18 protein-coding genes are annotated in these 21,439 nt (G+C 71.1%); 6 read left to right on the top strand and 12 right to left on the bottom strand.

The features are described 5' to 3' along the window. Positions 1–18: 18 nt before the first annotated feature. Positions 19–636, bottom strand: coding sequence for a TetR/AcrR family transcriptional regulator (locus tag SPRI_RS30385; protein ID WP_005319974.1), 618 nt, complete (start codon positions 634–636; stop codon positions 19–21). 49 nt (positions 637–685) lie between these two features. On the opposite strand from SPRI_RS30385, the gene SPRI_RS30380 reads away from it, so the two are divergent. Then, on the top strand, positions 686–1,663 hold the full coding sequence (locus tag SPRI_RS30380) for a GNAT family N-acetyltransferase (protein ID WP_005319971.1): 978 nt from the start codon (positions 686–688) through the stop codon (positions 1,661–1,663). Positions 1,664–1,681: 18 nt separating this feature from the next. On the opposite strand, the gene SPRI_RS30375 is transcribed toward SPRI_RS30380, so the two are convergent. Further along, positions 1,682–2,827, bottom strand: coding sequence for an ROK family transcriptional regulator (locus SPRI_RS30375; RefSeq protein ID WP_053557521.1), 1,146 nt, complete (start codon positions 2,825–2,827; stop codon positions 1,682–1,684). Positions 2,828–2,919: 92 nt separating this feature from the next. Here SPRI_RS30375 and SPRI_RS30370 point away from each other — a divergent pair, with 92 nt between their 5' ends. The 3 genes from SPRI_RS30370 (at position 2,920) to SPRI_RS30360 (ending at position 6,500) form a co-directional block, all read left to right on the top strand. After that, positions 2,920–4,134, top strand: coding sequence for an MFS transporter (locus tag SPRI_RS30370; RefSeq protein ID WP_037777092.1), 1,215 nt, complete (start codon positions 2,920–2,922; stop codon positions 4,132–4,134). 113 nt (positions 4,135–4,247) lie between these two features. Beyond that, positions 4,248–5,714 (top strand): uracil-xanthine permease family protein, encoded by a 1,467-nt coding sequence (locus tag SPRI_RS30365; RefSeq protein WP_005319963.1) that lies wholly within the window; start codon positions 4,248–4,250, stop codon positions 5,712–5,714. Positions 5,715–5,795: 81 nt separating this feature from the next. Further along, positions 5,796–6,500 carry a DUF5995 family protein gene (locus SPRI_RS30360; RefSeq protein ID WP_005319961.1) on the top strand — a complete coding sequence of 235 codons (705 nt, stop codon included), beginning with the start codon at positions 5,796–5,798 and terminating at the stop codon, positions 6,498–6,500. Between the two features lie 10 nt (positions 6,501–6,510). Here the strand turns inward: SPRI_RS30360 and SPRI_RS30355 are convergent, their stop codons facing one another. The 4 genes from SPRI_RS30355 to SPRI_RS30340 all read right to left on the bottom strand — a co-directional run bounded on the left by SPRI_RS30355 (position 6,511) and on the right by SPRI_RS30340 (position 11,385). Continuing rightward, positions 6,511–8,208, bottom strand: coding sequence for a flavin monoamine oxidase family protein (locus tag SPRI_RS30355; RefSeq protein WP_005319957.1), 1,698 nt, complete (start codon positions 8,206–8,208; stop codon positions 6,511–6,513). A gap of 64 nt (positions 8,209–8,272) precedes the next feature. After that, complete coding sequence (locus SPRI_RS30350) at positions 8,273–9,094, bottom strand: carbon-nitrogen hydrolase family protein (RefSeq protein ID WP_037775271.1); 822 nt, start codon at positions 9,092–9,094, stop codon at positions 8,273–8,275. A 289-nt stretch (positions 9,095–9,383) separates the two neighbouring features. Then, the gene (locus SPRI_RS30345) at positions 9,384–9,836 is read right to left on the bottom strand and encodes an Lrp/AsnC family transcriptional regulator (protein WP_005319952.1); all 453 of its coding nucleotides are present in this window, start codon (positions 9,834–9,836) and stop codon (positions 9,384–9,386) included. Positions 9,837–9,930: 94 nt separating this feature from the next. Next, entirely contained in the window at positions 9,931–11,385 is a 1,455-nt protein-coding gene (locus SPRI_RS30340) for an amino acid permease (RefSeq protein ID WP_005319949.1), read from the bottom strand. A 364-nt stretch (positions 11,386–11,749) separates the two neighbouring features. Here SPRI_RS30340 and SPRI_RS30335 point away from each other — a divergent pair, with 364 nt between their 5' ends. Then, positions 11,750–12,154 carry an ATP-binding protein gene (locus SPRI_RS30335; protein ID WP_374987842.1) on the top strand — a complete coding sequence of 135 codons (405 nt, stop codon included), beginning with the start codon at positions 11,750–11,752 and terminating at the stop codon, positions 12,152–12,154. 260 nt (positions 12,155–12,414) lie between these two features. Here SPRI_RS30335 and SPRI_RS30330 read toward each other — a convergent pair whose 3' ends face one another. The 4 genes from SPRI_RS30330 to rpe all read right to left on the bottom strand — a co-directional run bounded on the left by SPRI_RS30330 (position 12,415) and on the right by rpe (position 16,893). Continuing rightward, on the bottom strand, positions 12,415–13,290 hold the full coding sequence (locus SPRI_RS30330) for an RNA polymerase sigma factor SigF (protein WP_005319943.1): 876 nt from the start codon (positions 13,288–13,290) through the stop codon (positions 12,415–12,417). A gap of 141 nt (positions 13,291–13,431) precedes the next feature. Continuing rightward, on the bottom strand, positions 13,432–14,874 hold the full coding sequence (locus SPRI_RS30325; RefSeq protein ID WP_005319940.1) for a GuaB1 family IMP dehydrogenase-related protein: 1,443 nt from the start codon (positions 14,872–14,874) through the stop codon (positions 13,432–13,434). Between the two features lie 178 nt (positions 14,875–15,052). Then, complete coding sequence (locus tag SPRI_RS30320) at positions 15,053–16,096, bottom strand: sugar-binding transcriptional regulator (RefSeq protein WP_005319937.1); 1,044 nt, start codon at positions 16,094–16,096, stop codon at positions 15,053–15,055. 110 nt (positions 16,097–16,206) lie between these two features. After that, positions 16,207–16,893: a ribulose-phosphate 3-epimerase gene (rpe, locus tag SPRI_RS30315; RefSeq protein WP_005319934.1), complete on the bottom strand. Its 687-nt coding sequence runs from the start codon at positions 16,891–16,893 to the stop codon at positions 16,207–16,209. 137 nt (positions 16,894–17,030) lie between these two features. Between rpe and SPRI_RS30310 the strand changes: the two genes are divergently transcribed. Then, positions 17,031–19,178, top strand: coding sequence for an MMPL family transporter (locus SPRI_RS30310; RefSeq protein ID WP_005319931.1), 2,148 nt, complete (start codon positions 17,031–17,033; stop codon positions 19,176–19,178). 315 nt (positions 19,179–19,493) lie between these two features. Here the strand turns inward: SPRI_RS30310 and SPRI_RS30305 are convergent, their stop codons facing one another. Then, positions 19,494–20,282 carry a maleate cis-trans isomerase family protein gene (locus SPRI_RS30305; RefSeq protein WP_005319929.1) on the bottom strand — a complete coding sequence of 263 codons (789 nt, stop codon included), beginning with the start codon at positions 20,280–20,282 and terminating at the stop codon, positions 19,494–19,496. Between the two features lie 162 nt (positions 20,283–20,444). Next, on the bottom strand, positions 20,445–21,365 hold the full coding sequence (locus tag SPRI_RS30300) for an NADP-dependent oxidoreductase (protein WP_053557811.1): 921 nt from the start codon (positions 21,363–21,365) through the stop codon (positions 20,445–20,447). Positions 21,366–21,439: the final 74 nt, after the last annotated feature.

Here is a 21,439-nt window from a genome sequence, read left to right as displayed (position 1 = left end):
GGAGCAGCCCGGCGGCGGTCACCGGCCCTTGCCGCCGCCGGGCCCGGGTGGTGCGATCGAAGCGAGGAAGTCGTCGACCATGGCGATCTGTACATCCTCGGGGAATCGGCCGGGGTCGAAGAGGGCCTGGACGACGAGTCCGTGTGTGAAGGCGACCGCAATGGCGGCGAGTTGTTCCGGATCGGTGGCGGCGGGGAGCTCGCCGAGGTCGCGTGCGGCTTCGAGGTGCGGGCGGATCGTCGAGCGCAGCCGGGTGTAGCGGCCGGCCTGCTCCGTGGTCAGCCCTTCGTCGGCGAGGGAGAGGTCCCAGGAGCTGACCCAGATGCGGTTGCGGGCCGTGTCGCCCGGGGTCAGCGGCAGGATGTCCAGGAGCATGGCCCGAACGGTGGAGAGGCCCGCGACGGGCCGTGCGCGGCGGGGCCGCTCCGCCGTGCGTTTCTCCAACAGGTCCAACGCGTGCGTGATCAGGGCCCGTTTGGTCGGGAAGTAGTGCATGAGCATCCCGGTCGAGACCTCCATCTCGGCGGCGACGGCACGCAGGGTCAGCCCGCCGAACCCCTTGCCGGCGAGTACGCGCCACACCGCCTCCGACACGTCCTCGCGGCGGGCTTCACGATCTCCGGGTGCGGGTGGCATGCTGCCACCCTACGTACCGAACGCTTGTTACGCACAGAGCGAGGCTTTCATGAACACCCTGCCGCTCGGCGACCATGCCGAACTCGGCCCCCTGGAGCCCTGGCAGGCACAGGAGTTCCTCGCGCACATCGACCGCGCACGGGTCTCCGTCGACCCATGGATCCCCTGGGCGACGCTCACCACCGATCTCGACTCCGCCACCGCCACCCTCCAGCGCTACGCCGACCGTCTGGCCCAGGACACCGGCCGCATACACGGGATCCGGCTCGACGGCACGCTGGTCGGCGGCGTCATGTTCACCCGCTTCGACAGCGCCTCCGGGGTGTGCGAGATCGGCTGCTGGCTGGAGCGGGCCGGTGAGGGACGGGGCCTGGTGACACGCGCCTGCCGGGTGCTGATCGACTGGGCCTTCCAGGACCGCGGGATGAGCCGCGTCGAATGGTGGGTGGCGTCGGGCAACACCCGCAGCATCGAGGTCGCGCGCCGACTGGGCATGACCCGCGACGGCGTGCTGCGACAGCGTTTCCCGTACCGAGGTGTGCGGCAGGACAGCGAAGTCTGGTCCGTCCTCGCCACGGAATGGCCGCCCGCCGGGGACGCGTCCGGGGCCGGCGTCCGGGCCGAGCTCGACCGGCTGATGGGTGTGTTCACCGGCGCCTTCACCAACACCGGCGGCACCCGGCCGGACCTCGGCGCCATCCGCGACATCTTCATTCCAGAGGGACGGATCATCTCGAATGTCGGAGACGAGCCCGTGATCCACGACATCGACGGGTTCATCGAACCCCGCCGAAAGATGCTCACCGACGGGACGCTCACGGAGTTCTCCGAATGGGAGGTCGCAGAGCGGACCGAGATCTTCGGATCGATCGCCCACCGGTTCAGCGAGTACCGCAAGTCCGGCTACCACCACGGCGAGTGGTTCGAGGGCTCCGGCCACAAGACCACCCAGTTCGTCCGGACCCCGGCCGGCTGGCGGATGTCCTCGCTCGCCTGGGACGACGCGCCGGCCTCCGTCTCCGGATGACCGTGCGGGCGCGCGCGGTCAGCCGAACAGCTCCCTGCGCGCCGCCTCCCCCGCCGTGAGCAGCGCGCCGCTGAGGACCGCCGCGTCGCCGAGTACGCCGGCCCGGACCTGAGTAGGCAGCGGGGACAGGGCCGCCACTCGCGCTTCGACGCGCGACGCCAGCGCCTCACCGCCCGCATGGCCGGTCTCGCCGCCGAGGACGACGCATCCGGGATCCAGGACCGCGGCGACCGCGGCGGCACCGAGGGCGAGCCGGTCGGCGAGGGCGTCGAGGAACCCGCCGTGGTCAGCCGCGACGGCCGCCGCCACGACGCCTGCCGCCGACTCGCCCACGAGCCCGTACCGCTGCCCCAGTTCGCGGATCGCCGCCGTCCCGGCCAGCGAGTGGAACCCTCCGTCGCAGTCGACGGCGGAGGGTATGCCCGCGGTGCCCGGCACCGGCAGGAAGCCGATCTCGCCCGCGCCGCCCGACGCCCCCCTCCTCAGCCGGCCGTCGAGGAAGATTCCCGCGCCGACCCCTTGCCCCAGCCAGAGGAAGGCGAAGGAGTCGCGGTCGCCCGCGGCGCCGAGGCGCTGTTCGGCCAGGGCCGCGAGGTTGGTCTCGTTCTCCACGATCACCCGGGCGGGCAGCCGCTGCTGCAGTGCCGCCACCAGCATGCGGTGCCAGGCCGGAAGGCCGGTCGTGTCCCGCAGTTCGCCGGTCGACGGGTCGATGAGACCGGGCGCGCCGACGCAGACGCTGTGCAGCGCGGCGGCCCCGGCGTCACGGGACGTGCGCTCCACCAGCGCGGCGGCCCGCTGCACGACCGGGCCGGGCTCGCTGTCACCGCCGATCGGCAGGGAGGCTTCGGCGAGACGCGTCCCGAGCAGGTCCGCGACGACCACGGCCACGCTCTCGGTGCGTACGTCGAGCGCCGCGAGGTGCGCGCGGTCGGCGACGATCCCGTAGAGCCGGGCGTTCGGTCCACGGCGGTCGGCGCCCGATTCGCCGACGACCCGGATGAGCCCGGAAGCCTGGAGCCGTTCCACCAGGTCGGCGACGGTGGGGCGGGAGAGACCGGTCTCGGTCTTCAGCTGTCCGGCCGTCAACGGTCCCTGCTGCTGGAGGAGTTCCAGGGCGAGCCGGTCGTTGATGGCCCTGGCGGTGCTCGGGGATGCGGGCATGCCCGGGATCCTTCCAGACGGGGTACCGCCACTATTTATCAGGCAGGGTTCCTGATAGTTTACCGCTCACGTTCTCGGGGAGGGGTATGCGCATGTCCAGCGAATCCAAGGCCGGGCCGCAGCGGCTGAAGCGGGCCCGCTTCGCGGTGGCGGCCGTGTTCTGTGTGCACGGCGCCGTGACGGGAAGCTTCGCGACCCGGATCCCCTGGATCCAGGACCACGCGGGGGTCGGCGCGGGCCAGCTCGGCCTGGCGCTCGCCTTCCCCGCGCTCGGCGCCTCCGTGGCCATGCCGCTGGCCGGGGCCATAAGTCACCGGCTCGGCGCGCGCTCGGCTCTGCGCGTCCTGCTCGCGCTGTGGACGCTGAGCCTCGTCCTGCCGGCCTTCGCGCCGAACCTGTTCACCCTGTGCGCCGCGCTGTTCGTGTACGGCGCCACCTCCGGCATGTCCGACGTGGCGATGAACGCCCTGGGCGTGGAGACGGAGAACCGCCTCGACCGGTCGATCATGTCGGGGCTGCACGGCATGTGGAGCGCGGGCGCGCTCATCGGCTCCGCGGGCGGCACGCTCGCCGCCCACCTGGGCAGCGACGCGCGCCTGCACCACACACTGGCGGCCCTGACCCTGACCGCGCTCGGGCTGATCGCCTGCCAGGGCGTACTGGACCTGCACAGCTCCGCCGACGAGGAGCCGCCACCGCGGTTCGCGCTGCCGCCGAAGTCGGCGCTGGTCATCGGCGCGGTCGGTTTCTGCGCCGTGTTCGCCGAGGGGGCGAGCCTGGACTGGTCGGCCGTGTACCTGCGCGACGTACTGGACACCTCCCCGGGCCTGGCGGCCGCCTCGACCACCGCGTTCGCGCTGACCATGGCGGTGGCACGGCTCGCCGGTGACCGGATCGTGGACCGGTTCGGGCCGGTGCGGACGGTGCGGGTCGGCGGAGTGACCGCGACGCTCGGCGGGTTGCTGGTGGTGGCGGCGCCGCATCCGGCCCTGGCGATGTGCGGATTCGCGCTCATCGGGTTCGGTGTCGCCGTGGTCGTGCCGCTGGCGTTCGCCGCCGCGGGACGCAGCGGCCCCAATCCGAGCCAGGCGATCGCCGGTGTCGCCACGATCACCTACACGTCGGGGCTGATCGCCCCCTCGGCGATCGGCGCGGTCGCCGACGTCACGAGCCTGGTCGTCTCCTTCGCCCTGGTGACCCTGCTCGCCTTCGGCCTGGTCCTCGGGGCCGGGGTGCTGCGGTCGGCGGGGCGGGAGAGCGCCAGGTCCGGCGCTAAGGAGCAAGTGGTCAACGACCCGCGGCTGTGAACGCTTCCCGGTGGGCCGGGCCCCCGGCCCACCGGGAAGCGACGGCGGAAGGGGCCGGCGCCGGCGATTACCATTGCGCCGATCGTTGACGACTACACGAACTGGAGCGGCCCGTGAACCTCGGCGTGCGCTGGACCCTGCACGGCGACGGGCGGACACCCGCTCCCGGTGCCGTCGTACGACCCGACGAGCGGCTGTCCTGGCCGCGTACGGCGGGCCTCGGCGCCCAGCATGTGGTGGCCATGTTCGGGGCGAGCTTCGTCGCCCCGGTGCTCATGGGTCTGGATCCCAACCTCGCGATCATGATGTCCGGTGTCGCGACCGTGATCTTCCTGCTGGCGACCCGCGGCAGGGTGCCCAGCTATCTGGGCTGCTCGCTCTCCTTCGTCGGTGTGGCCGCGACCATCCGGGCTTCCGGCGGCGACAGCGCCACCGTCACCGGCGCGGTGCTGGTCGTCGGCGCCGCGCTCTTCGTCGCCGGCCTGGCCGTGCAGCGCTTCGGGGCGCGGATCATCCACGCCGCGATGCCGCCGATCGTCACGGGCGCGGTGGTCATGCTGATCGGGTTCAACCTCGCCCCCGTGACCGCCACGACCTACTGGCCGCAGGACCAGTGGACCGCGCTGCTGGTCATGCTCTTCACCGGTCTCGCGGTGGTGTGCCTGCGCGGCTTCTTCTCCCGTATCGCGATCTTCCTCGGCCTGATCTTCGGCTACGCCCTCTCCTGGGCGCTCGACCGGGTCTTCGGGAAGATCCACTCCCCCGCGGGCGGCGCGGAGGCCGTGGACCACTGGCGGCTCGATCTGTCCGGTGTCGCCGAGGCCGACTGGATCGGCCTGCCGTCGTTCCACGCGCCGGGCTTCGAGTGGTCGGCGATCCTGGTCGCCCTGCCCGTGGTGATCGCGCTCATCGCGGAGAACGCGGGACACGTCAAGGCCGTCGGTGAGATGACCGGGGAGCCCCTGGACGACAAGCTGGGCACCGCGATCGCCGCGGACGGCGCCGCCTCCATGCTGTCCACCGCCGTCGGCGGGCCCCCGAACACCACGTACTCCGAGAACATCGGCGTCATGGCCGCGACCCGCGTCTACTCCACGGCCGCCTACTGGGCCGCCGCCGGCTTCGCCCTGCTCTTCGGCCTGTGCCCCAAGTTCGGCGCGGTGGTCGCCGCGATCCCGGGGGGCGTCCTCGGCGGGATCACCGTGATCCTCTACGGCATGATCGGCCTGCTTGGCGCCCAGATCTGGATCAACGCGAAGGTGGATCTGCGCAATCCGCTGAACCTGGTGCCGGCCGCGGCGGGCATCATCATCGGCGTCGGTGGCGTCACCCTGAAGATCACCGATACCTTCGAGCTCGGCGGCATCGCGCTCGGCACCATCGTCGTCATCACCGGCTACCACGTGCTGCGCGCCTTCGCTCCCGCCCATATGAAGGAGCGGATGAAGGACGAGGAGCCGCTGCTGGACTCCGGCACCTCCTCGTACGACGCGGGTGCCGACACCCAGGAGCCGGCCGGACAGAAGGCCGCCGCCAGGACCCCTGAGGGCCCTGGTCCGGACCCGACGACCGGCCGGTAGTCACTGCGGAAACGTCCCTCTTTCCGGGGAAGCCCCGGCCCGTCACCGTACGGACGGGCCCGGGGCTGGCACCCTGCCCCCATGGCGCAGACGGAACAGTTCGCGGTGCGGGCGGCCCACGGTCCTTCCCCGGTCGGGTCCGTGGTGGAGCGGATGCGCTCGCTGCGTTCCGACCTGCCCCCGGCCGACGGGCTCGCGGTGTTCAACCGCGTCTACCTCGCGGTCACGGAGGAGTTCGGCCGGCACGCCGAGGGCGGGCACTTCACCGACCGTCCGGCCGCCGACACGCTCGCCGTGCTCTTCGCCCGCCGCTATCTGGCGGCCGTGGACGACGCGGACGGGGGCCGGCGGCCGCCGGCCTGCTGGCGGCCGCTGTTCCAGTACCGCCGCCATCCCGGCGTACGGCCTCTGCAGTTCGCGCTCGCCGGGATCAACGCCCACATCGGGCACGACCTGGCCCTCGCGGTCGTGGAGACCTGCCGTGCGCTCGGCCGTGAACCGGCCGACCTGGAGAGCGGGTTCGACCGTGTCGGCGACATCCTCGTGCAGTTGGAGGAGCAGATCCGCGAGGATCTGATGCCCGGCCCCGACCTGCTCGAGATCGCCGATCCGCTGACCCATCTGGTCGGCGCCTGGAGCCTCGAACGGGCCCGCGAGAGCGCATGGTCGGCGGCGCGACTGCTGTGGGGACTGCGGGACCTGCCCGACCTGGCCGAGGAGTTCACCGAGCGTCTGGACGCCGGTGTCGGCCTGGTCGGGCGCTGTCTGCTGACGCCCTGGCGCTGAGGTCCGGCCCTCAGTCCTCCGGCAGTTCGACCGGCGCGATCTCGTCGTACAGGTCGCCCGGGCCCGGGTTGGACGGGTCGGTCGCGCCACCGAAGTGGGCCATCACGCCCCACACGGCGTTGAGCGCGGTCTGCACCGCACCCTCGGCCCAGCCCGCCGTCCACGAGATGTCGTCGCCGGCGAGGAAGATGCCGCGCTTGTCCTCGGGCAGCCGGTCCTGCATGAAGTGCGTGAACAGCCGGCGCTGGTAGCGGTAGTGGCCGGGCAGGTTGGCCTTGAACGCGCCCATGAAGTAGGGCTCGTTCTCCCACGACACGGTCACCGGGTTGCCGATGATGTGGCTGCGGATGTCGACGTTCGGGTAGATCTCACCGAGCGACTTCAGCATGACCTCCATCCGCTCGTTCGCGGACAGCGGCAGCCACTTCAGGCTGTCGTCGCACCAGGTGTACGACAGGCAGATGACGGCCGGCTTGTCCGGGCCGTTGTCCAGCAGGTACGTGCCGCGGGTCATCCGGTCGGTCAGCGTCATCGACATGGTGTCGCGCCCGGTCGACTCGTCCTTGTCCAGCCAGAACGGCCGGTCGACCGGCACGAACAGCTTGGAGGACTCCATGTAGTGGGTGCGCTCCATCGCCGTCCAGTGGTCGATGGGGAACAGCGCGTCGTCACAGGCGATCTTGGACAGCAGCATCCACGACTGGGCGGTGAAAATCGCCGCCCGGTAGGTGCGGATGTCGCCGGCCGCGTCGGTGACCGTGATCCGGTTGCCCGCCGTGCGGGACAGCCGGGTCACCGCCGGGCGGGGGGTGCCGTCGTGCAGGGAGGACAGTGACGTCCCGAGCGGCCAGTGGACGATCTTCTGCGGTTCCCGCTCCCACAGCCGCAGCGGCAGCTGCTGGCTGCCCTCGACGATGCCGCGGTGGTGGTCGTCGGCCTCCGAGTAGACGACCCGCAGGATCTCCAGGATGGAGTTGGGGAAGTCGGTGTCCCAGCCGCCCGTGCCGAAACCGACCTGCCCGAAGATCTCCCGGTGCCGGAAGGACTTGAAGGCCTCCGAGTCGCACAGGAAGCCGTAGAAGGTCTGGTTGTCGAGCTTCTCGACGAGCTTCGCCCAGATCTCGCGGATGCGCGGGACGTCGCGCTCGCGCATGGCCTGGTTCATGTCGGAGAAGTCGGCGCCCTCCTCCAGGCAGGCGTTCCACGCGTCCATCACGTCGCGGTAGACCTGCGGCAGGTCGTCGATGGTCTCCGCGTAGTGCGACTCGCCCTTGAGGTCGACGACGGTCGACGGCGTGGAGGGGGCGAGCGGGTTGGGGAACGGCGAGGTGGTGAGGCCCACCAGGTCGATGTAGTGCTGGAGCGCCGTGGAGGACGGCGGGAAGCGCATCGCGCCCATCTCGGCGGTCAGCTCGTCCGTGCCCGTGCCCTCGAAGCCGACGGTGCGCAGCCGGCCGCCGATCCGGTCGGCCTCGTAGACGACGGGCCGCAGGCCCATCTTCATCAGCTCGTACGCGGCGACGATGCCGGAGAGGCCGCCGCCGATGACGGCGACCTCGGCGCCGTGCTCGGTCGCCGGTATCTGGCCGAGGCCCGCGGGGTGCGCCAGGAAGTCGTCGTAGGCGTAGGGGAAGTCCGGACCGAACATGGTGATCGGCGGCTGCGCGTCGCTGTGCTGGACGGCGGTGGTGGGCACCGTGGACGTCATGGGGTACGGACTCCTTGCGGGGAAAGGGCGAAGCGGTGGGGCGGGGAGGCGGGGCCGGCGGGCGTCAGGTCAGCGAGCCGTACAGGCCCGGCCGCCGGTCACGCAGATACGGATTCGTCTCGCGCGAGGCGCTGAGCAGCTCCGGGTCGACCTCGCCGATGACGAGCTCCTCCCCACGGCCGGCGCGGGTGCGCACCGTGCCGTCGGGGGCGGCGAGACAGCTGAGGCCGACGAACTCGAACTCGCCTTCCGGGCCGGTCCTGTTGACGTACGCGACGTACATCTGGCTCTCGAAGGCGCGGACCGGGACCAGGGACTCGGCGACGAACTGGAAGGGGTGCATCTGCGCGGTCGGGACCAGCAGCAGATCGGTGCCGGCCAGGGCGTGGGCGCGGACGTTCTCGGGGAACTCCACGTCGTAGCAGATCAGCATGCCGATGCGGATGCCGTCGAGTTCGGCCTGGACGACGCTCTCCTCACCCGGGGTGAACCACCGCTGCTCGAAGCAGCCGAAGAGGTGCGTCTTGCGGTAGTTCGCGAGGCGCTGCCCTGACGCGTCGATCAGCTGGGCGGAGTTGTGGACGACTCCCGGGTCGTCTGCCGTGCCGCTTCCGTCGTCCGCCCGCTCGGGGTAGCCGTAGAGCACCGCGATGCCGTGGCGTACGGCGATGTCGGCGACGGCGAGCGCGCCGGGCCCGTCCGCGCGCTCGGCCAGCGTCGGCACGTCGTCACCGATCGCGTATCCGGTGAGGAACATCTCGGGGCAGACGAGCAGCCCCGCACCGGCCTCGGCGGCCCGGCCCGCGGCCTCGTCGAGCACCTTCAGGTTCTCCGCCACCGAGCCCGGACGGCCGGAACTCTGGAGCAGGGCGGTGCGCAGGGGCATGGGTGACCTCGGGCATGGGACGGGTGAACGGGAGACGTCTATGAAGGTACGGTCCGGCGATCGGCCGGGACAAGGCGCGAGCGTTGCGCGCGGACGGTCGATGTGTTGCGTCGTTCGGGCCGATGTCGGCGATTCGTTGCGCGGCCCGCGGGCCGATCGGCGGACGGGCCCGGCGGGCCACCGTGCGTCGCGCTCCGGTCACCCGCAGGTGCGCCCCGCAGGGCGCTCACCAGCGGATCGGGCGTCGGGGCGGCCCCGGGGAGCCGGGCCGCCCCGAGAGCCGTGCGGCTTACGCGGGAGCGCCGGAGGAGAACCGCCGCAGCAGCGGGGAGAGCACCAGGACGGACTTGGTGCGCTCCACGAACGGCTCACCCGCGATGCGTTCGAGCACCCGCTCGAAGTGGCGCATGTCGGAGGCGAAGACCTGGACGATCGCGTCCGCCTCACCGGTGACGGTGGAGGCGGACGCGATCTCCGGGTAGCGCTTGAGCCCGCGCTCGATCGCCTCGGGAGAGGTGTTGCGGCTGCAGAAGATCTCGATGAACCCCTCGGTCGCCCAGCCGAGCGCCTTGGGGTCGACCCGCACGGTGAAACCGGTGATGGCGCCCTCGGCGCGCAGCCGGTCCACCCGTCGTTTCACCGCCGGGGCGGAGAGCCCCACCATCGAGCCGATGTCCGCGTAGGAGCGGCGGGCGTCCTCCGCCAGGGCATGGACGATGCGCTCGTCGAGGTCGTTCAGCAACTTTCACACCATGCTCGGTCCGTGCCGGGGAGCAGCGGCTCCCTGGTCAGGACAGTATCCATCAGGGATGCGGGCGTGTGCCCCTGGCGCGGCCTCACCGCAGTGCGGACCTGCGCATGCCGTAGCCGAAGTAGACGGCCAGGCCCACCGCCATCCAGACCCCGAACACGATCCAGGTGATGGTGTCGAGGCTGAACATCATCCACACGCAGAACCCGAAGCCGATCACCGGGAAGAGCGGCGACAGCGGCACCCGGAAGGTCCGCTTCATGTCCGGGCGGGTCCGGCGCAGCACGACGACGGCTACGTTGACCAGCGCGAACGCGAACAGGGTTCCGATGCTCGTGGCGTCGGCCAGCCGGCCCAGCGGCACGGCGGCGGCGAGCACACCGCAGAACAGCGAGACGAGGACCGTGTTGGCGCGGGGCGCGCCGCTCCTGGCGTGCACCCGCGAGAACACCTTGGGCACCAGGCCGTCGCGCGACATGGCGAACAGGATGCGGGTCTGGCCGTAGAGCACCGTCAGCACGACGCTGGCGATGGCGATGACGGCGCCCGCGGCGAGCAGCACGGCCCAGAAGCTCTGCCCGGTGACGTCCTCCATGATCCCGGCGAGCGCGGCCTCGGACTCGCCGAAGCCCTCCCAGGGGCGGGCGCCGACGGCGACGGCCGCGACGAGCACGTACAGCGCCGTGACGATCAGCAGGGACAGCATGATGGCGCGCGGCAGGTCGCGCTGGGGGTTCTTGGCCTCCTCGCCGGCCGTGGAGGCGGCGTCGAAACCGATGTACGAGAAGAACAGCGACGCTCCGGCGGCGCTGACGCCCGCCATGCCCAGCGGCATGAAGTTCTCGTAGTTGCCGCTGCGGAAGCCCTGGACGCCGACGGCGCAGAACAGCACCAGGGCGGCGATCTTCACCACGACCATGACGGTGTTGGCACGGGCGCTCTCGCGGGCCCCGCCGAGCAGGAACACCATGGCGAGCAGCACGACGAGGAGGGCGGGCAGGTTGAAGAACCCGCCGTCGCCGGGAGGCGCCGACAGGGCGTCCGGGATGGTGACGCCGATGGTGCCGGCGAGGAGTTCGTTGAGGTACTCGCCCCAGCCGACCGCCACGGCGGCGACGGAGACGCCGTACTCGAGGATGAGGCACCAGCCGCAGACCCAGGCGACGAGCTCGCCCATGGTGGCGTAGGCGTACGAGTAGGAGGAGCCGGAGACCGGGATGGTGCCGGCCAGCTCCGCGTAGGAGAGGGCCGAGAAGAGCGCGGTCAGACCGGCGATCACGAACGAGACGGTGACGGCGGGGCCCGCCTCGGGGACCGCCTCGCCGAGTACGACGAAGATGCCGGTGCCGAGTGTGGCACCGATGCTGATCATGGTCAGCTGCCACATGGACAGCGAGCGGCGCAGCGCACCGCCCTCGCCCTGCCCGCCTTCCGCGACCAGCCGCTCGACCGGCTTCCTTCGCATCAGCCGGGCCGCGGTCCCCCGGCCTCTTCCGTTCGACGGCTCGGTCGTCGGTGGCGCTGCGCCTTGGTCCAGCACGTCGTTGGCTCCTTCATCGCTGCGGGTCGGCGGGACGGCCCGACGGCGGCCCGCGGGCAGGCAGAAGGAGCCCGCGCATGGGTGAGGGAACCGCCGAGCAGACGGTCACCGCCACTCCTGGTACGGGGGTCGAGCCTACGAGTCCGCTGCTCACAGCCGTAATGCACCGTTGTTGCGCATCGGCGGCCGATCATTGCGCGCTGACGGGAGCCACGGGGAAACATTGCGCTCCGGTGAAACATGAGCGTCATGACCGCCTCGGCCGTCCGGCCACCGAACCGTCGGAAACCCCGGCGCTCCCCATCGTTGTGTGAGATACCGGAGCGCGGGGTTGATACTCACGCGACTTCTGGGTATGCGAGCGATGATGAACACACAGCCGCAGGTGGTGATCGAGGAATCACCCCATCAGGAGAGCAGGCACAGCGCGGGTGCCCGTACGGCCACCGCGGAGTTCCTGCGGCAGCACTGCGCGTGGGCCGACGCGGACGCGGTGCTGCTGGTCGTCTCCGAGCTCGTCACCAACGCTGTGCGCCACACCGCCGGCTGGTGGCGGCTGCGTCTGACGGCCGGACACGACACCCTGATCGTCCAGATGGACGACTCCAGCCCGCTGCCGCCGGTCCCCCGCCAGCCGGACCTCGCGGGCGGCGGCGGTTTCGGATGGCACATGGTGCAGCGGCTCGCCGGCCGTGTGGAGGTCTGTCCGCTCCCCGACGGCAAGAGCATCCGGGCGACTTGGGCGCGCCCCGCCACGGCCGGCTGCTGACCGGCACAGGCTAGCCCGCTCCTCCGCCCGCCGGTTCTGTGCGTCCGTCAGGATCCGGCGACCTGCCGGGGCACGGCGCAGGCCGGAGCGGACGACGCGCACGGCGAAGCGGCACACGACCCACGGAAACAGAAGCGGCGCCCTGGCGGCCAGGACGCCGCTTCCACCCGTGGGGGGGTCCACTCTCTTGCCGCCGCCCTGTCCGGTCCGGGCGGCGCAGTTCGGCGGGCGACCACGGCCGCCCGCCCGTACCGCACGGGTCACTCCACGACGAGCAGACCTTCACGAAGCCGTGCGGTGATCCGTGACAGCAACCGGGAGACATGCATCTGGGAGACGCCGAGCTCCGCGCCGATCTCCGACTGCGTCATCTCCTCGCCGAACCGCATCTGGAGGATCTGCCGGTCGCGCTCGTCGAGCTCCTCGATCAGCGGCTTCAGCGCCTGCACGTTCTCAGCGATCTCCAGTTCGGCGTCCGGTGCGCCCAGCCGGTCGGACAGCGGCACGGCCCCGTGGTCGGAGGCGTCGTCCATCGGCATGTCGATGGAACCGGCCGTGTAACCGTTGCTCGCGACCACACCCTCGATGATCTCTTCCTCGTCCATCCCGAGGTGTTCCGCGAGTTCGGCCGTGGTGGGCGTGTGGTCGAGCTTCTGCGAGAGCTCGTCGACGGCCTTGGCCAGGTCGATCCTCAGTTCCTGGAGCCGGCGCGGGACGTGCACGGCCCAGCTGGTGTCGCGGAAGAAGCGCTTGATCTCGCCGATGATGTACGGGACGGCGAACGTCGCGAACTCCACCTCACGGCTGAGCTCGAAGCGGTCGATCGCCTTGATCAGGCCGATCGTGCCGACCTGGATGATGTCCTCCATCTGCTCCGCGCGGTTGCGGAACCGGCCCGCGGCGTACTTCACGAGGGCCAGGTTGAGCTCGATCAGGGTGTTGCGCACGTATTGGTATTCGTGGGTGCCTTCCTCGAGAGAGGCAAGCCGCACGAAGAATGACTTCGAGATCTCACGTGCGTCCTTGGGTGCAACCTCCCCCGGGTTCTCCACTGCCGGAAGCCCCAGCTCCACGATTTCCGGGCGCTGCGCTTCAGGCCGCGTGAGTTCGGTCGGGACCGTGCTCGCCGTGGACACTTCGTCCTCCCCTGCTCCGATGTCAGTGCGAAGAAGCGCCTACCCGGGACCCCGTGCCACATGCGTACAAAGTTGAGTTGGCCGAAAACACACAAGGTCCGGCCCCCACATCCTCGGAGGGCCGGACCATGTGACCGCGGGTCAGCTCCAGCTGGCGTGCAGGGGCTTGCCCTCCGCGTAACCGGCGGCGCTCTGGATGCCGACGATCGCCTTCTCCGCGAACTCCTCCAGGGAACCCGCGCCGGCGTACGTGCACGAGGAGCGGACACCCGCGATGATCGAGTCGATCAGGTCCTCCACGCCCGGACGGCTCGCGTCGAGGAACATCCGCGAGTGCGAGATCCCCTCTTCGAACAGGCCCTTACGGGCACGGTCGTACGCGGACTCCTCGCTGGTGCGGTTGCGCACGGCGCGCTTCGACGCCATGCCGAAGGACTCCTTGTAGAACCGCCCGTCGGGGGCCTGCTGAAGGTCGCCCGGGGACTCGTACGTGCCGGCGAACCACGAGCCGATCATGACGTTGGACGCACCGGCGGCCAGCGCCATCGCCACGTCGCGGGGGTGGCGCACACCGCCGTCCGCCCAGACGTGCTTGCCGAACTTCCTGGCCTCCGCGGCGCATTCGAGGACGGCCGAGAACTGCGGCCGGCCCACGCCGGTCATCATGCGGGTGGTGCACATGGCGCCGGGGCCCACACCGACCTTGACGATGTCCGCGCCGGCCTCGATCAGGTCGCGCACACCCTCCGCCGCGACCACGTTGCCGGCGACGATCGGCACCTGCGGGTCGAGGGCGCGAACGGCCTTGACGGCGCTGATCATCGATTCCTGGTGGCCGTGCGCCGTATCGACGACCAGCGTGTCGACGCCCGCGTCGAGCAACTGCTTGGCCTTGCCCGACACATCGCCGTTGATGCCGACGGCAGCGGCGATCCGCAGCCGGCCGGCGGCGTCGACCGCCGGGGTGTACAGCGTCGCGCGCAGGGCGCCCTTGCGGGTCAGCACACCGGCGAGCCTGCCGGAGGCGTCCACGGCGGGCGCGTAGCGCCGGTTGGCGCCGTCGAGGGTGTTGAACGCCTCGCGGGGGTCGATGTCCGCGTCGAGGAGCAGCAGGTCCTTCGACATGACCTCGGACAGCTGGGTGAACCGGTCGACGCCGGCCAGGTCGTGGTCGGTGACGATGCCGACGGGCCGGCGGTCCTCGTCCACGACGACGCCCGCGCCGTGCGCCCGCTTCGGCAGCAGGGACAGAGCGTCGGCGACGGTCTGGTGCGGGACCAGCACGATCGGGGTGTCCAGCACATGGTGGCGGGTCTTCACCCAGGAGATGACGTCGGTGACGACGTCGATCGGGATGTCCTGGGGGATGACGACGAGCCCGCCGCGGCGGGCGACGGTCTCGGCCATCCGGCGGCCGGCGATGGCGGTCATGTTGGCCACGACCAGCGGCACCGTCGTGCCGGTCCCGTCCGGGGAGGAGAGGTCCACGCCCTGCCGGGAACCGACGGCCGAGCGGCTCGGCACCATGAACACATCGTCGTACGTCAGGTCGTACGGCGGCTTGATGTCGTTGAGGAAACGCACGTGCTTAACATCCCAGTCGATCGGAGTCGGCCCCCCGGCGATGCAGCCGGAGGAAATCGCACGTACTTCATTCTCCCATGCCGGCACCCCTGAACAGCTCAGGACAATCGTCCAGGTCAGAGGGGGTGCCTTGGTGCGATCGCACCAAGCCGCCGGCAGCCGGTCCGGCCGGCGCCGCTCAGTCGTCGGGGTCGGCGCGCTCCAGCGCCGGGCGCGGACCGGGCGCCGCCGTCAGCAGCAGGTCGGCCGCCGCCGTGTCCGTCACGAGGCTGGTGACCAGACCCGAGCGGAGCACGGCCCCGATCGCCTCGGCCTTGCGGGGGCCGCCCGCGATGGCCACGACCTCGGGAATGCGGCGCAGCCGGTCGGCCTCGACCGTGATGCAGCGCTCTCCCAGGTCACGGCCGACCCTGCGGCCCTGGGTGTCGAAGAGGTGGGCGGACATCTCGGCGGCCACACCGAGCGAGGCGTAGTGGGCGCGCTCCTCGTCGGAGAGCATGTCGTGGACCGTGGAGATACCGGGCTCCCAGGAGCCGATCGACACACAGGCGACGGTGACCTTGTCGAAGTAGTCGAAGGCCCGCGCGATGCCCGTCTGGTGGCGCAGCGCCGCCGCCGTCGCGGGGTCGGGCAGCAGCATGGGGGCGTAGATGGGGTGGGCCTCGCCACCGGACACCTGCGCCGCTCTTCGTACCGCCTCCACCGAGCCGCGCTCCGCGGTGCCCGCGTCGTACACGCCGGTGAGCTGCACGACCGTGCACGGCGGCAGCCGGTCGAGGGCGGCGGCCATGTGGATCGTGGACCGGCCCCATGCCAGGCCCAGCACATCGCCCTCGGCGACGAGTTCACCGAGCAGATCGGCGGCGACCTCACCCAGGTTCTCCGGGTCGGGCGACTCGTCCGCGCCCTCCGCGGGCGACTCGACGACGACCGCGTGCCGCAGCCCGAAGTGGGCGCGCAGCGCGTCGGAGCGCTCGGCGTCCAGCTCGGCGGGTACACGGATCTCGATGCGGACGAGATCACGCTCGAGAGCGGTCTCCAGGACCCTGGCGACCTTGAAGCGGCTGACGCCGAACTCCTCGGCGATCTGGATCTTGGACTTGCCCTCGAGGTAGAAGCGACGGGCCATGGCCGCCGCCTGCACAAGCTCAGCGGGCCCCATCCGCAGGGCAGACCGTCCCGCCGACCTAGCAGACACCGCGATCTCCTCACTGCTGTTCATGCCGTACAAACTTGCCGCTGTACACACTCCGGATCCGCCATCCTGTCAGATCCGTGTGGCCTTGATCAGCCCTGCCGGGCCAACATCGGTTGAACAAGCGCGGGCACGGTTCAGTGCCCGCACGCCCAGGCCGCGGAAGCGGTCACCGCCGCCGCCTGGTCACGCAGTTTGCGCACCGCCTCCGCGGGATCGTCCGCACCGTAGACGGCGGAGCCAGCCACGAACACGTCGGCGCCCGCCTCCGCGCACTGCTCGATCGTCGACGCCGACACCCCGCCGTCGACCTGCAGCCACAGCTGGAGGCCGTGCTTGGAGATGAGCTCCCGGGTGCGACGGATCTTCGGCAGCATGATGTCGAGGAACGCCTGACCACCGAAGCCGGGCTCCACGGTCATGATCAGGAGCATGTCGAGCTCGGGCAGCAGATCCTCGTACGGCTCGATCGGGGTGGCCGGCCTGAGTGCCATCGAGGCCCGCGCGCCCTTCGCCCTGATCTCGCGGGCCAGCCGCACGGGGGCGGCGGCGGCCTCGACGTGGAAGGTGACCGACCCGGCCCCCGCCTCGATGTACCGGGGAGCCCAGCGGTCGGGGTCCTCGATCATCAGATGGCAGTCCAGCGGGGTGTCCGTCGCCTTCGCGAGCGACTCGACGACCGGTACGCCCAGGGTGAGGTTGGGCACGAAGTGGTTGTCCATCACGTCGACGTGGAGCCAGTCGGCACCCTCGACGGCCTTGGCCTCCTCCGCCAGGCGCGAGAAGTCCGCGGAGAGGATACTGGGGTTGATCTGAACGGCCATGCGCCAAGACTGCCATGTCCTTGGGCACTTCCCCTCCCCGGGACGGCACTCGGTATGGACCAACGAGAAACCGGACCGGCCCAGCCCCCCGCAATTCCGGCGATTCGGTCCCCCGCAGAGTCAGATACGGGAGCGTCATGGCGGACGCGGAACACGACACGGCACCCCCGCGGGCGGCCGGCAGAGGAATCGCGCACCTCGTCTGCGGACGGCGCAGCAAGTGGGTCGTCCTGGTCCTGTGGCTGGCGGTCATGGTGCTGGCCTTACCCCTGGCCCAGAAGCTGACGGACGCGCAGGACAACGACGCCGCCTCCTGGCTGCCCGGCAGCGCGGAGTCCACCCAGGTGCTGACCGAGGCCGAGGACTTCCGGCCCGAGGTGATCCCCGCGATCGTCGTCTACGCACGCGAGGACGGACTCACCGCGGCCGACCGCGAACGGATCAGCGAGGACGTCACCGCGGTCAAGGAGCTGCGCGACCACGGCGTGCGCGGCGCGGAGACCCGCGGCCCGGTGTTCGACCGGCCGGCGGATCCGCGGGCGGCCCAGGTCTTCGTACCGATCACCATGGACGAGGAGGGCTGGGAGCGGATCGCCCCCGCCGTCGACTCGATCCGCGCCGAGACGGGAGAGAGCGCGGGCGGCCTGTCGGTGCACGTAACCGGGCCCGGCGGCACCTCGGCCGACTTCTCGGAGGCCTTCGAGGGCATCGATTCGACGTTGCTGTTCTCCGCGATGGCCGTCGTGATCGTGATGCTGCTGATCACCTACCGCAGTCCGACGCTGCTGCTGGTCCCGCTCTTCTCCGTGATCGCGGCCCTCGGCGCCGCCCAGGCCGTGATCTATCTGATGGCCGAGCATGCCGACCTGACGGTCAACGGTCAGAGTGCGGGCATCCTGACCGTCCTCGTGTTCGGCGCGGGCACCGACTACGCGCTGTTGCTGGTCGCCCGCTACCGCGAGGAGCTGCGCCGCCACGAGGACCGGCACGAGGCGATGGCGCTGGCACTGCACCGGGCGGGGCCCGCGGTGCTCGCGAGCGGTGCGACGGTGGTCCTCGGCATGCTGGTGCTGATGGCCGCGGAGATGAACTCCACGCGCGGTCTCGGTCCCGTCGCCGCCATCGGCGTCGCCGTAGCCCTCGTGGCCATGCTGTCGCTGTTCCCCGCACTCCTGGTGATCTTCGGCCGCTGGATCTTCTGGCCGGTGATCCCGCACCTGGGCTCTCCCGAGCCCACCGAGCGTGGCTTCTGGGCCCGTACGGGACGGTCGATCTCCCGCCGGCCGCGAGCGGTGTGGGGTGCCACGGCCGTCGCTCTCGCGGTGTGCGCACTGGGGCTGACACAACTGCGGGCGGAGGGCATCCGTAACGCCGATTCGTTCACCGGCAAGCCCGACTCGATCACCGGCCAGGAGGTCCAGGCCAGGTACTTCCCCGCAGGCAGCGGCGATCCCCTGGTGGTGATCAGCAACGCGGGGCAGGCCCGTCAGGTCGGCGAGGCCGTGGCCGCGACGCCCGGTGTGGTGCCCACCTCGCTCGGGCTGCCGCCCGGTACCGCGCCCGTGCACGAAGGCCGGGTGCTGTTCGAGGCCACGCTCGAGGATCCCGCCGACAGCCAGGCCGCCAAGAACACGGTCGAGCAGGTCAGGGACGCCGTGCACGCCGTAGCCGACGCGGACGCCCAGGTGGGCGGCGGCACGGCGGCGCTGCTCGACATGGACGCCGCGACGACCCACGACAACTTGCTGATCATCCCGCTGGTGCTGCTCGTGGTGCTGCTGATCCTCATGGTGCTGCTGAGATCCCTGATCGCGCCGCTGCTGCTGATCGGCACGGTGGTGCTGTCGTTCGCCGCCGCGCTGGGGCTGAGCGCGCTCGCCTTCCGGTACCTCTTCGACTACGCGGGCGAGTCGACGGACTTCCCGCTGTTCGTCTTCGTGTTCCTGGTGGCGCTGGGCATCGACTACAACATCTTCCTCACGACCCGCATCCGGGAAGAGGCCCGCAGGCAGGGCGCCGCGCCCGGCGTGGTCACGGGACTCGCCGCGACCGGCGCGGTGATCACCTCGGCCGGTCTGGTCCTCGCGGGTACGTTCGCCGCCCTCGGCACGCTGCCCATGGTCGCGTTCGCCGAGATCGGCTTCGCGGTGGCCCTGGGCGTCCTGCTGGACACCTTCGTCGTCCGCTCCGTGCTGGTCACGTCGCTGTTCCTGGACGTGGGCCCGAAGGTGTGGTGGCCCCACCGGCTGTCCCGCGAGGAGCCCCGGCCGGCCCCGCGGCCGTGAGCCGGCCGGGGGCCTCCTGAAGGATCTCGCGACTCGTGTCACAGGGCATCGCGCTGACCTGGTGCTCTGCCACCTGTCTCACCGTGCGGCACGGGAGATCCGTCTCACGAGGTGGCTGTTTCCTCGGCGCAACGGTCGCTGCCGAGCAGGGGCTCGGCGCGGATGCGGCAGAGACGGCCGAGCGGCGATCGCCTTGGTAGGCGCTGCGGCGGGTCGCCACGTGCAGGCGGTGCGGTATGCGCAGCCGGCGGACGTGGGCTCGGGGCCACCACAGCCGATCGGCAGGCGCCGCCGCCCTCACCGTGCCGACGCGGCTCACTCGTGTGGCGGGGGCCCGGCCAGAGAGAACAGCTGCCCGTAACCTGTGACGTCGTCGGTGGTCGTACCGGCCGCACGCAACATCGCCCACAGCAGCACTTGGTTCGGCGTCAACACCGGACGCTCCAGACGTGCCTCCAGCCGCTCGATCACGCCGACCGCGCGAAGGCCGTTGCCGCCCAGCACCACGGCATCGGCGCTGTCCGGAACATGTGCGATCACCCAGTCGTACAGGTCGGCAGGCCGGATCAGAGTCTGCCCGCTGGGCAGAGAGCAAGGAGCTGAGAACGGAACCTCGAAGCCCGTGCCCTGGTAGTAGCGCCGCCCCAGCGCGTTCAACTCCGTGTCGAACCATGGCGGATCGACCAGCGCCAGCCGCGAGGCCCCCACGGAGTGCAGAGCGTCCACCATCGCCGCGCAGGTGGCGACTACCGGAACGCCTCCGGCCCGGGTGCACAGGCGCTCCAGCATCGCCTCCTCGGCCGAGGCACCGATGACGTATGCCGAGCTGGTGAAGGCGAAGCCGATCGCCGCCACTGGTGCGGCGGCCAGCCGCTCGGCGGCCTCGTCCACGTACGGAGGATCGGCGAATGCCCGCACCGGCGCCAGAGGGATCGTCTCGTCCATCCCGCCGCCCGGCCGCATCGCACCGAACGGCACCCGAGCGGCGTGAATGCCGACATCGGCGGGAGCCATCGCGCGGAGTTCGGATTCTGGTCCCACGTCCGCGTGCGGGGTGAGCACCCCGAGCCTGACCCGCACATTCCAGCCGTCGTTCTGCCACATCCTGCGTGCTCCCTTGCGGGCCTGCCAGTAGCGGGTTCCCCGACATGATGTGAGCCCGGCGGTGTCCGGACACGGAATGACACGCCGGTCGACGGCATCGGCCCAGGCCCCCGTCCCGTGCCGGGCCGCCGGCGAGCTGATGCGGCTCGGCGGCGCGCCGGCTCAGTCCTCGGCAACGCGGATGATCGTCTTGCCGTGAGTCCGCTTGTCCGGTGTGAACGCGGCGACCGCTTCGGTGAGCGGCCGCACGGCACCGATGATCGGCTTGAGGCGTCCGTCCCGCACCCGTTGGGCGAGGTCGCCCAGGCGGACGCGGTCGGGTTCGACGACGAAGAAGACAGCGCGTCCGTCGCGGGGGTGGACGGTGACGGGCTCGGCGATGGTGACCAGGGTGCCGCCGGGGCGGACCAGAGCGGTGGAGCGTTCGAGGATTTCGCCGCCGATCACGTCGAACACCACGTCGACGGGGCCGATGTCCTCCAGCTTCTCGGCCTGGAGGTCGACGAAGGCGTGGGCGCCCAGACCCAGCGCGGTGTCGCGGTCGTCGGCGCGTCCTGTGCCGATCACCTGGGCGCCCGCCGCGCGGGCCAGCTGCACGGCGATCGAGCCGACGCCGCCCGCGGCGCCGTGGATGAGGACGCTCTGCCCCGTCTGGAGGTCGGCATGGTCGAACAGGGCCTGCCAGGCGGTGAGTCCGGAGATGGGCAGCGCGACGGCCGTGACGTGGTCGACGTCGGCGGGCAGCGGCGCGAGGTTGCGGGCTTCGACCGCGGTGTACTCGGCCAGGGTGCCGTTGCGGGCCCAGTCGGTCAGGCCGTACACGCGCTGCCCGATGGTCAGGCCGGTGGTGCCGTAGCCGAGTTCGGTGACGACGCCGGACAGTTCGTGGCCGGGCACACTCGGGGTCCGATCGCGTCCGGCCCGGTCGGTCCAGGTGCCGGGCCAGTCCAGCTCGCCCGGCGTGAAGCCGGCGGCGTGGACCTTCACGATCACGTCGTTCTCTGCGGCGTGCGGGTGGGGCAACTCGGCAAGGGCCAGGCTGCCGGCACCGGCCTCGCGGTCCTGGACGGTGATGGCTTGCATGAGGGGTTCCTTCGAGGTCGGGAGGTGGGCGCCGGCGTGGGCCGCGGTGGTCACCTTCGACATTAGGATCCAGG

The sequence above is a fragment of the Streptomyces pristinaespiralis genome, assembly GCF_001278075.1.
Classification (GTDB): Bacteria; Actinomycetota; Actinomycetes; order Streptomycetales; family Streptomycetaceae; genus Streptomyces; species Streptomyces pristinaespiralis.
Note: the sequence above shows the minus strand (reverse complement) of the source record. Positions and strands in the feature narration are given on the sequence as shown.

What these genes read in the sequence shown, in the direction of transcription:
- SPRI_RS30385 (WP_005319974.1), bottom strand. Translation starts at nt 636, where the DNA reads ATGCCACCCGCACCCGGAGATCGTGAAGCCCGCCGCGAGGACGTGTCG.
- SPRI_RS30380 (WP_005319971.1), top strand. Translation starts at nt 686, where the DNA reads ATGAACACCCTGCCGCTCGGCGACCATGCCGAACTCGGCCCCCTGGAG.
- SPRI_RS30375 (WP_053557521.1), bottom strand. Translation starts at nt 2,827, where the DNA reads ATGCCCGCATCCCCGAGCACCGCCAGGGCCATCAACGACCGGCTCGCC.
- SPRI_RS30370 (WP_037777092.1), top strand. Translation starts at nt 2,920, where the DNA reads ATGTCCAGCGAATCCAAGGCCGGGCCGCAGCGGCTGAAGCGGGCCCGC.
- SPRI_RS30360 (WP_005319961.1), top strand. Translation starts at nt 5,796, where the DNA reads ATGGCGCAGACGGAACAGTTCGCGGTGCGGGCGGCCCACGGTCCTTCC.
- SPRI_RS30355 (WP_005319957.1), bottom strand. Translation starts at nt 8,208, where the DNA reads ATGACGTCCACGGTGCCCACCACCGCCGTCCAGCACAGCGACGCGCAG.
- SPRI_RS30350 (WP_037775271.1), bottom strand. Translation starts at nt 9,094, where the DNA reads ATGCCCCTGCGCACCGCCCTGCTCCAGAGTTCCGGCCGTCCGGGCTCG.
- SPRI_RS30335 (WP_374987842.1), top strand. Translation starts at nt 11,750, where the DNA reads ATGATGAACACACAGCCGCAGGTGGTGATCGAGGAATCACCCCATCAG.
- SPRI_RS30320 (WP_005319937.1), bottom strand. Translation starts at nt 16,096, where the DNA reads ATGAACAGCAGTGAGGAGATCGCGGTGTCTGCTAGGTCGGCGGGACGG.
- rpe (WP_005319934.1), bottom strand. Translation starts at nt 16,893, where the DNA reads ATGGCCGTTCAGATCAACCCCAGTATCCTCTCCGCGGACTTCTCGCGC.
- SPRI_RS30310 (WP_005319931.1), top strand. Translation starts at nt 17,031, where the DNA reads ATGGCGGACGCGGAACACGACACGGCACCCCCGCGGGCGGCCGGCAGA.
- SPRI_RS30305 (WP_005319929.1), bottom strand. Translation starts at nt 20,282, where the DNA reads ATGTGGCAGAACGACGGCTGGAATGTGCGGGTCAGGCTCGGGGTGCTC.
- SPRI_RS30300 (WP_053557811.1), bottom strand. Translation starts at nt 21,365, where the DNA reads ATGCAAGCCATCACCGTCCAGGACCGCGAGGCCGGTGCCGGCAGCCTG.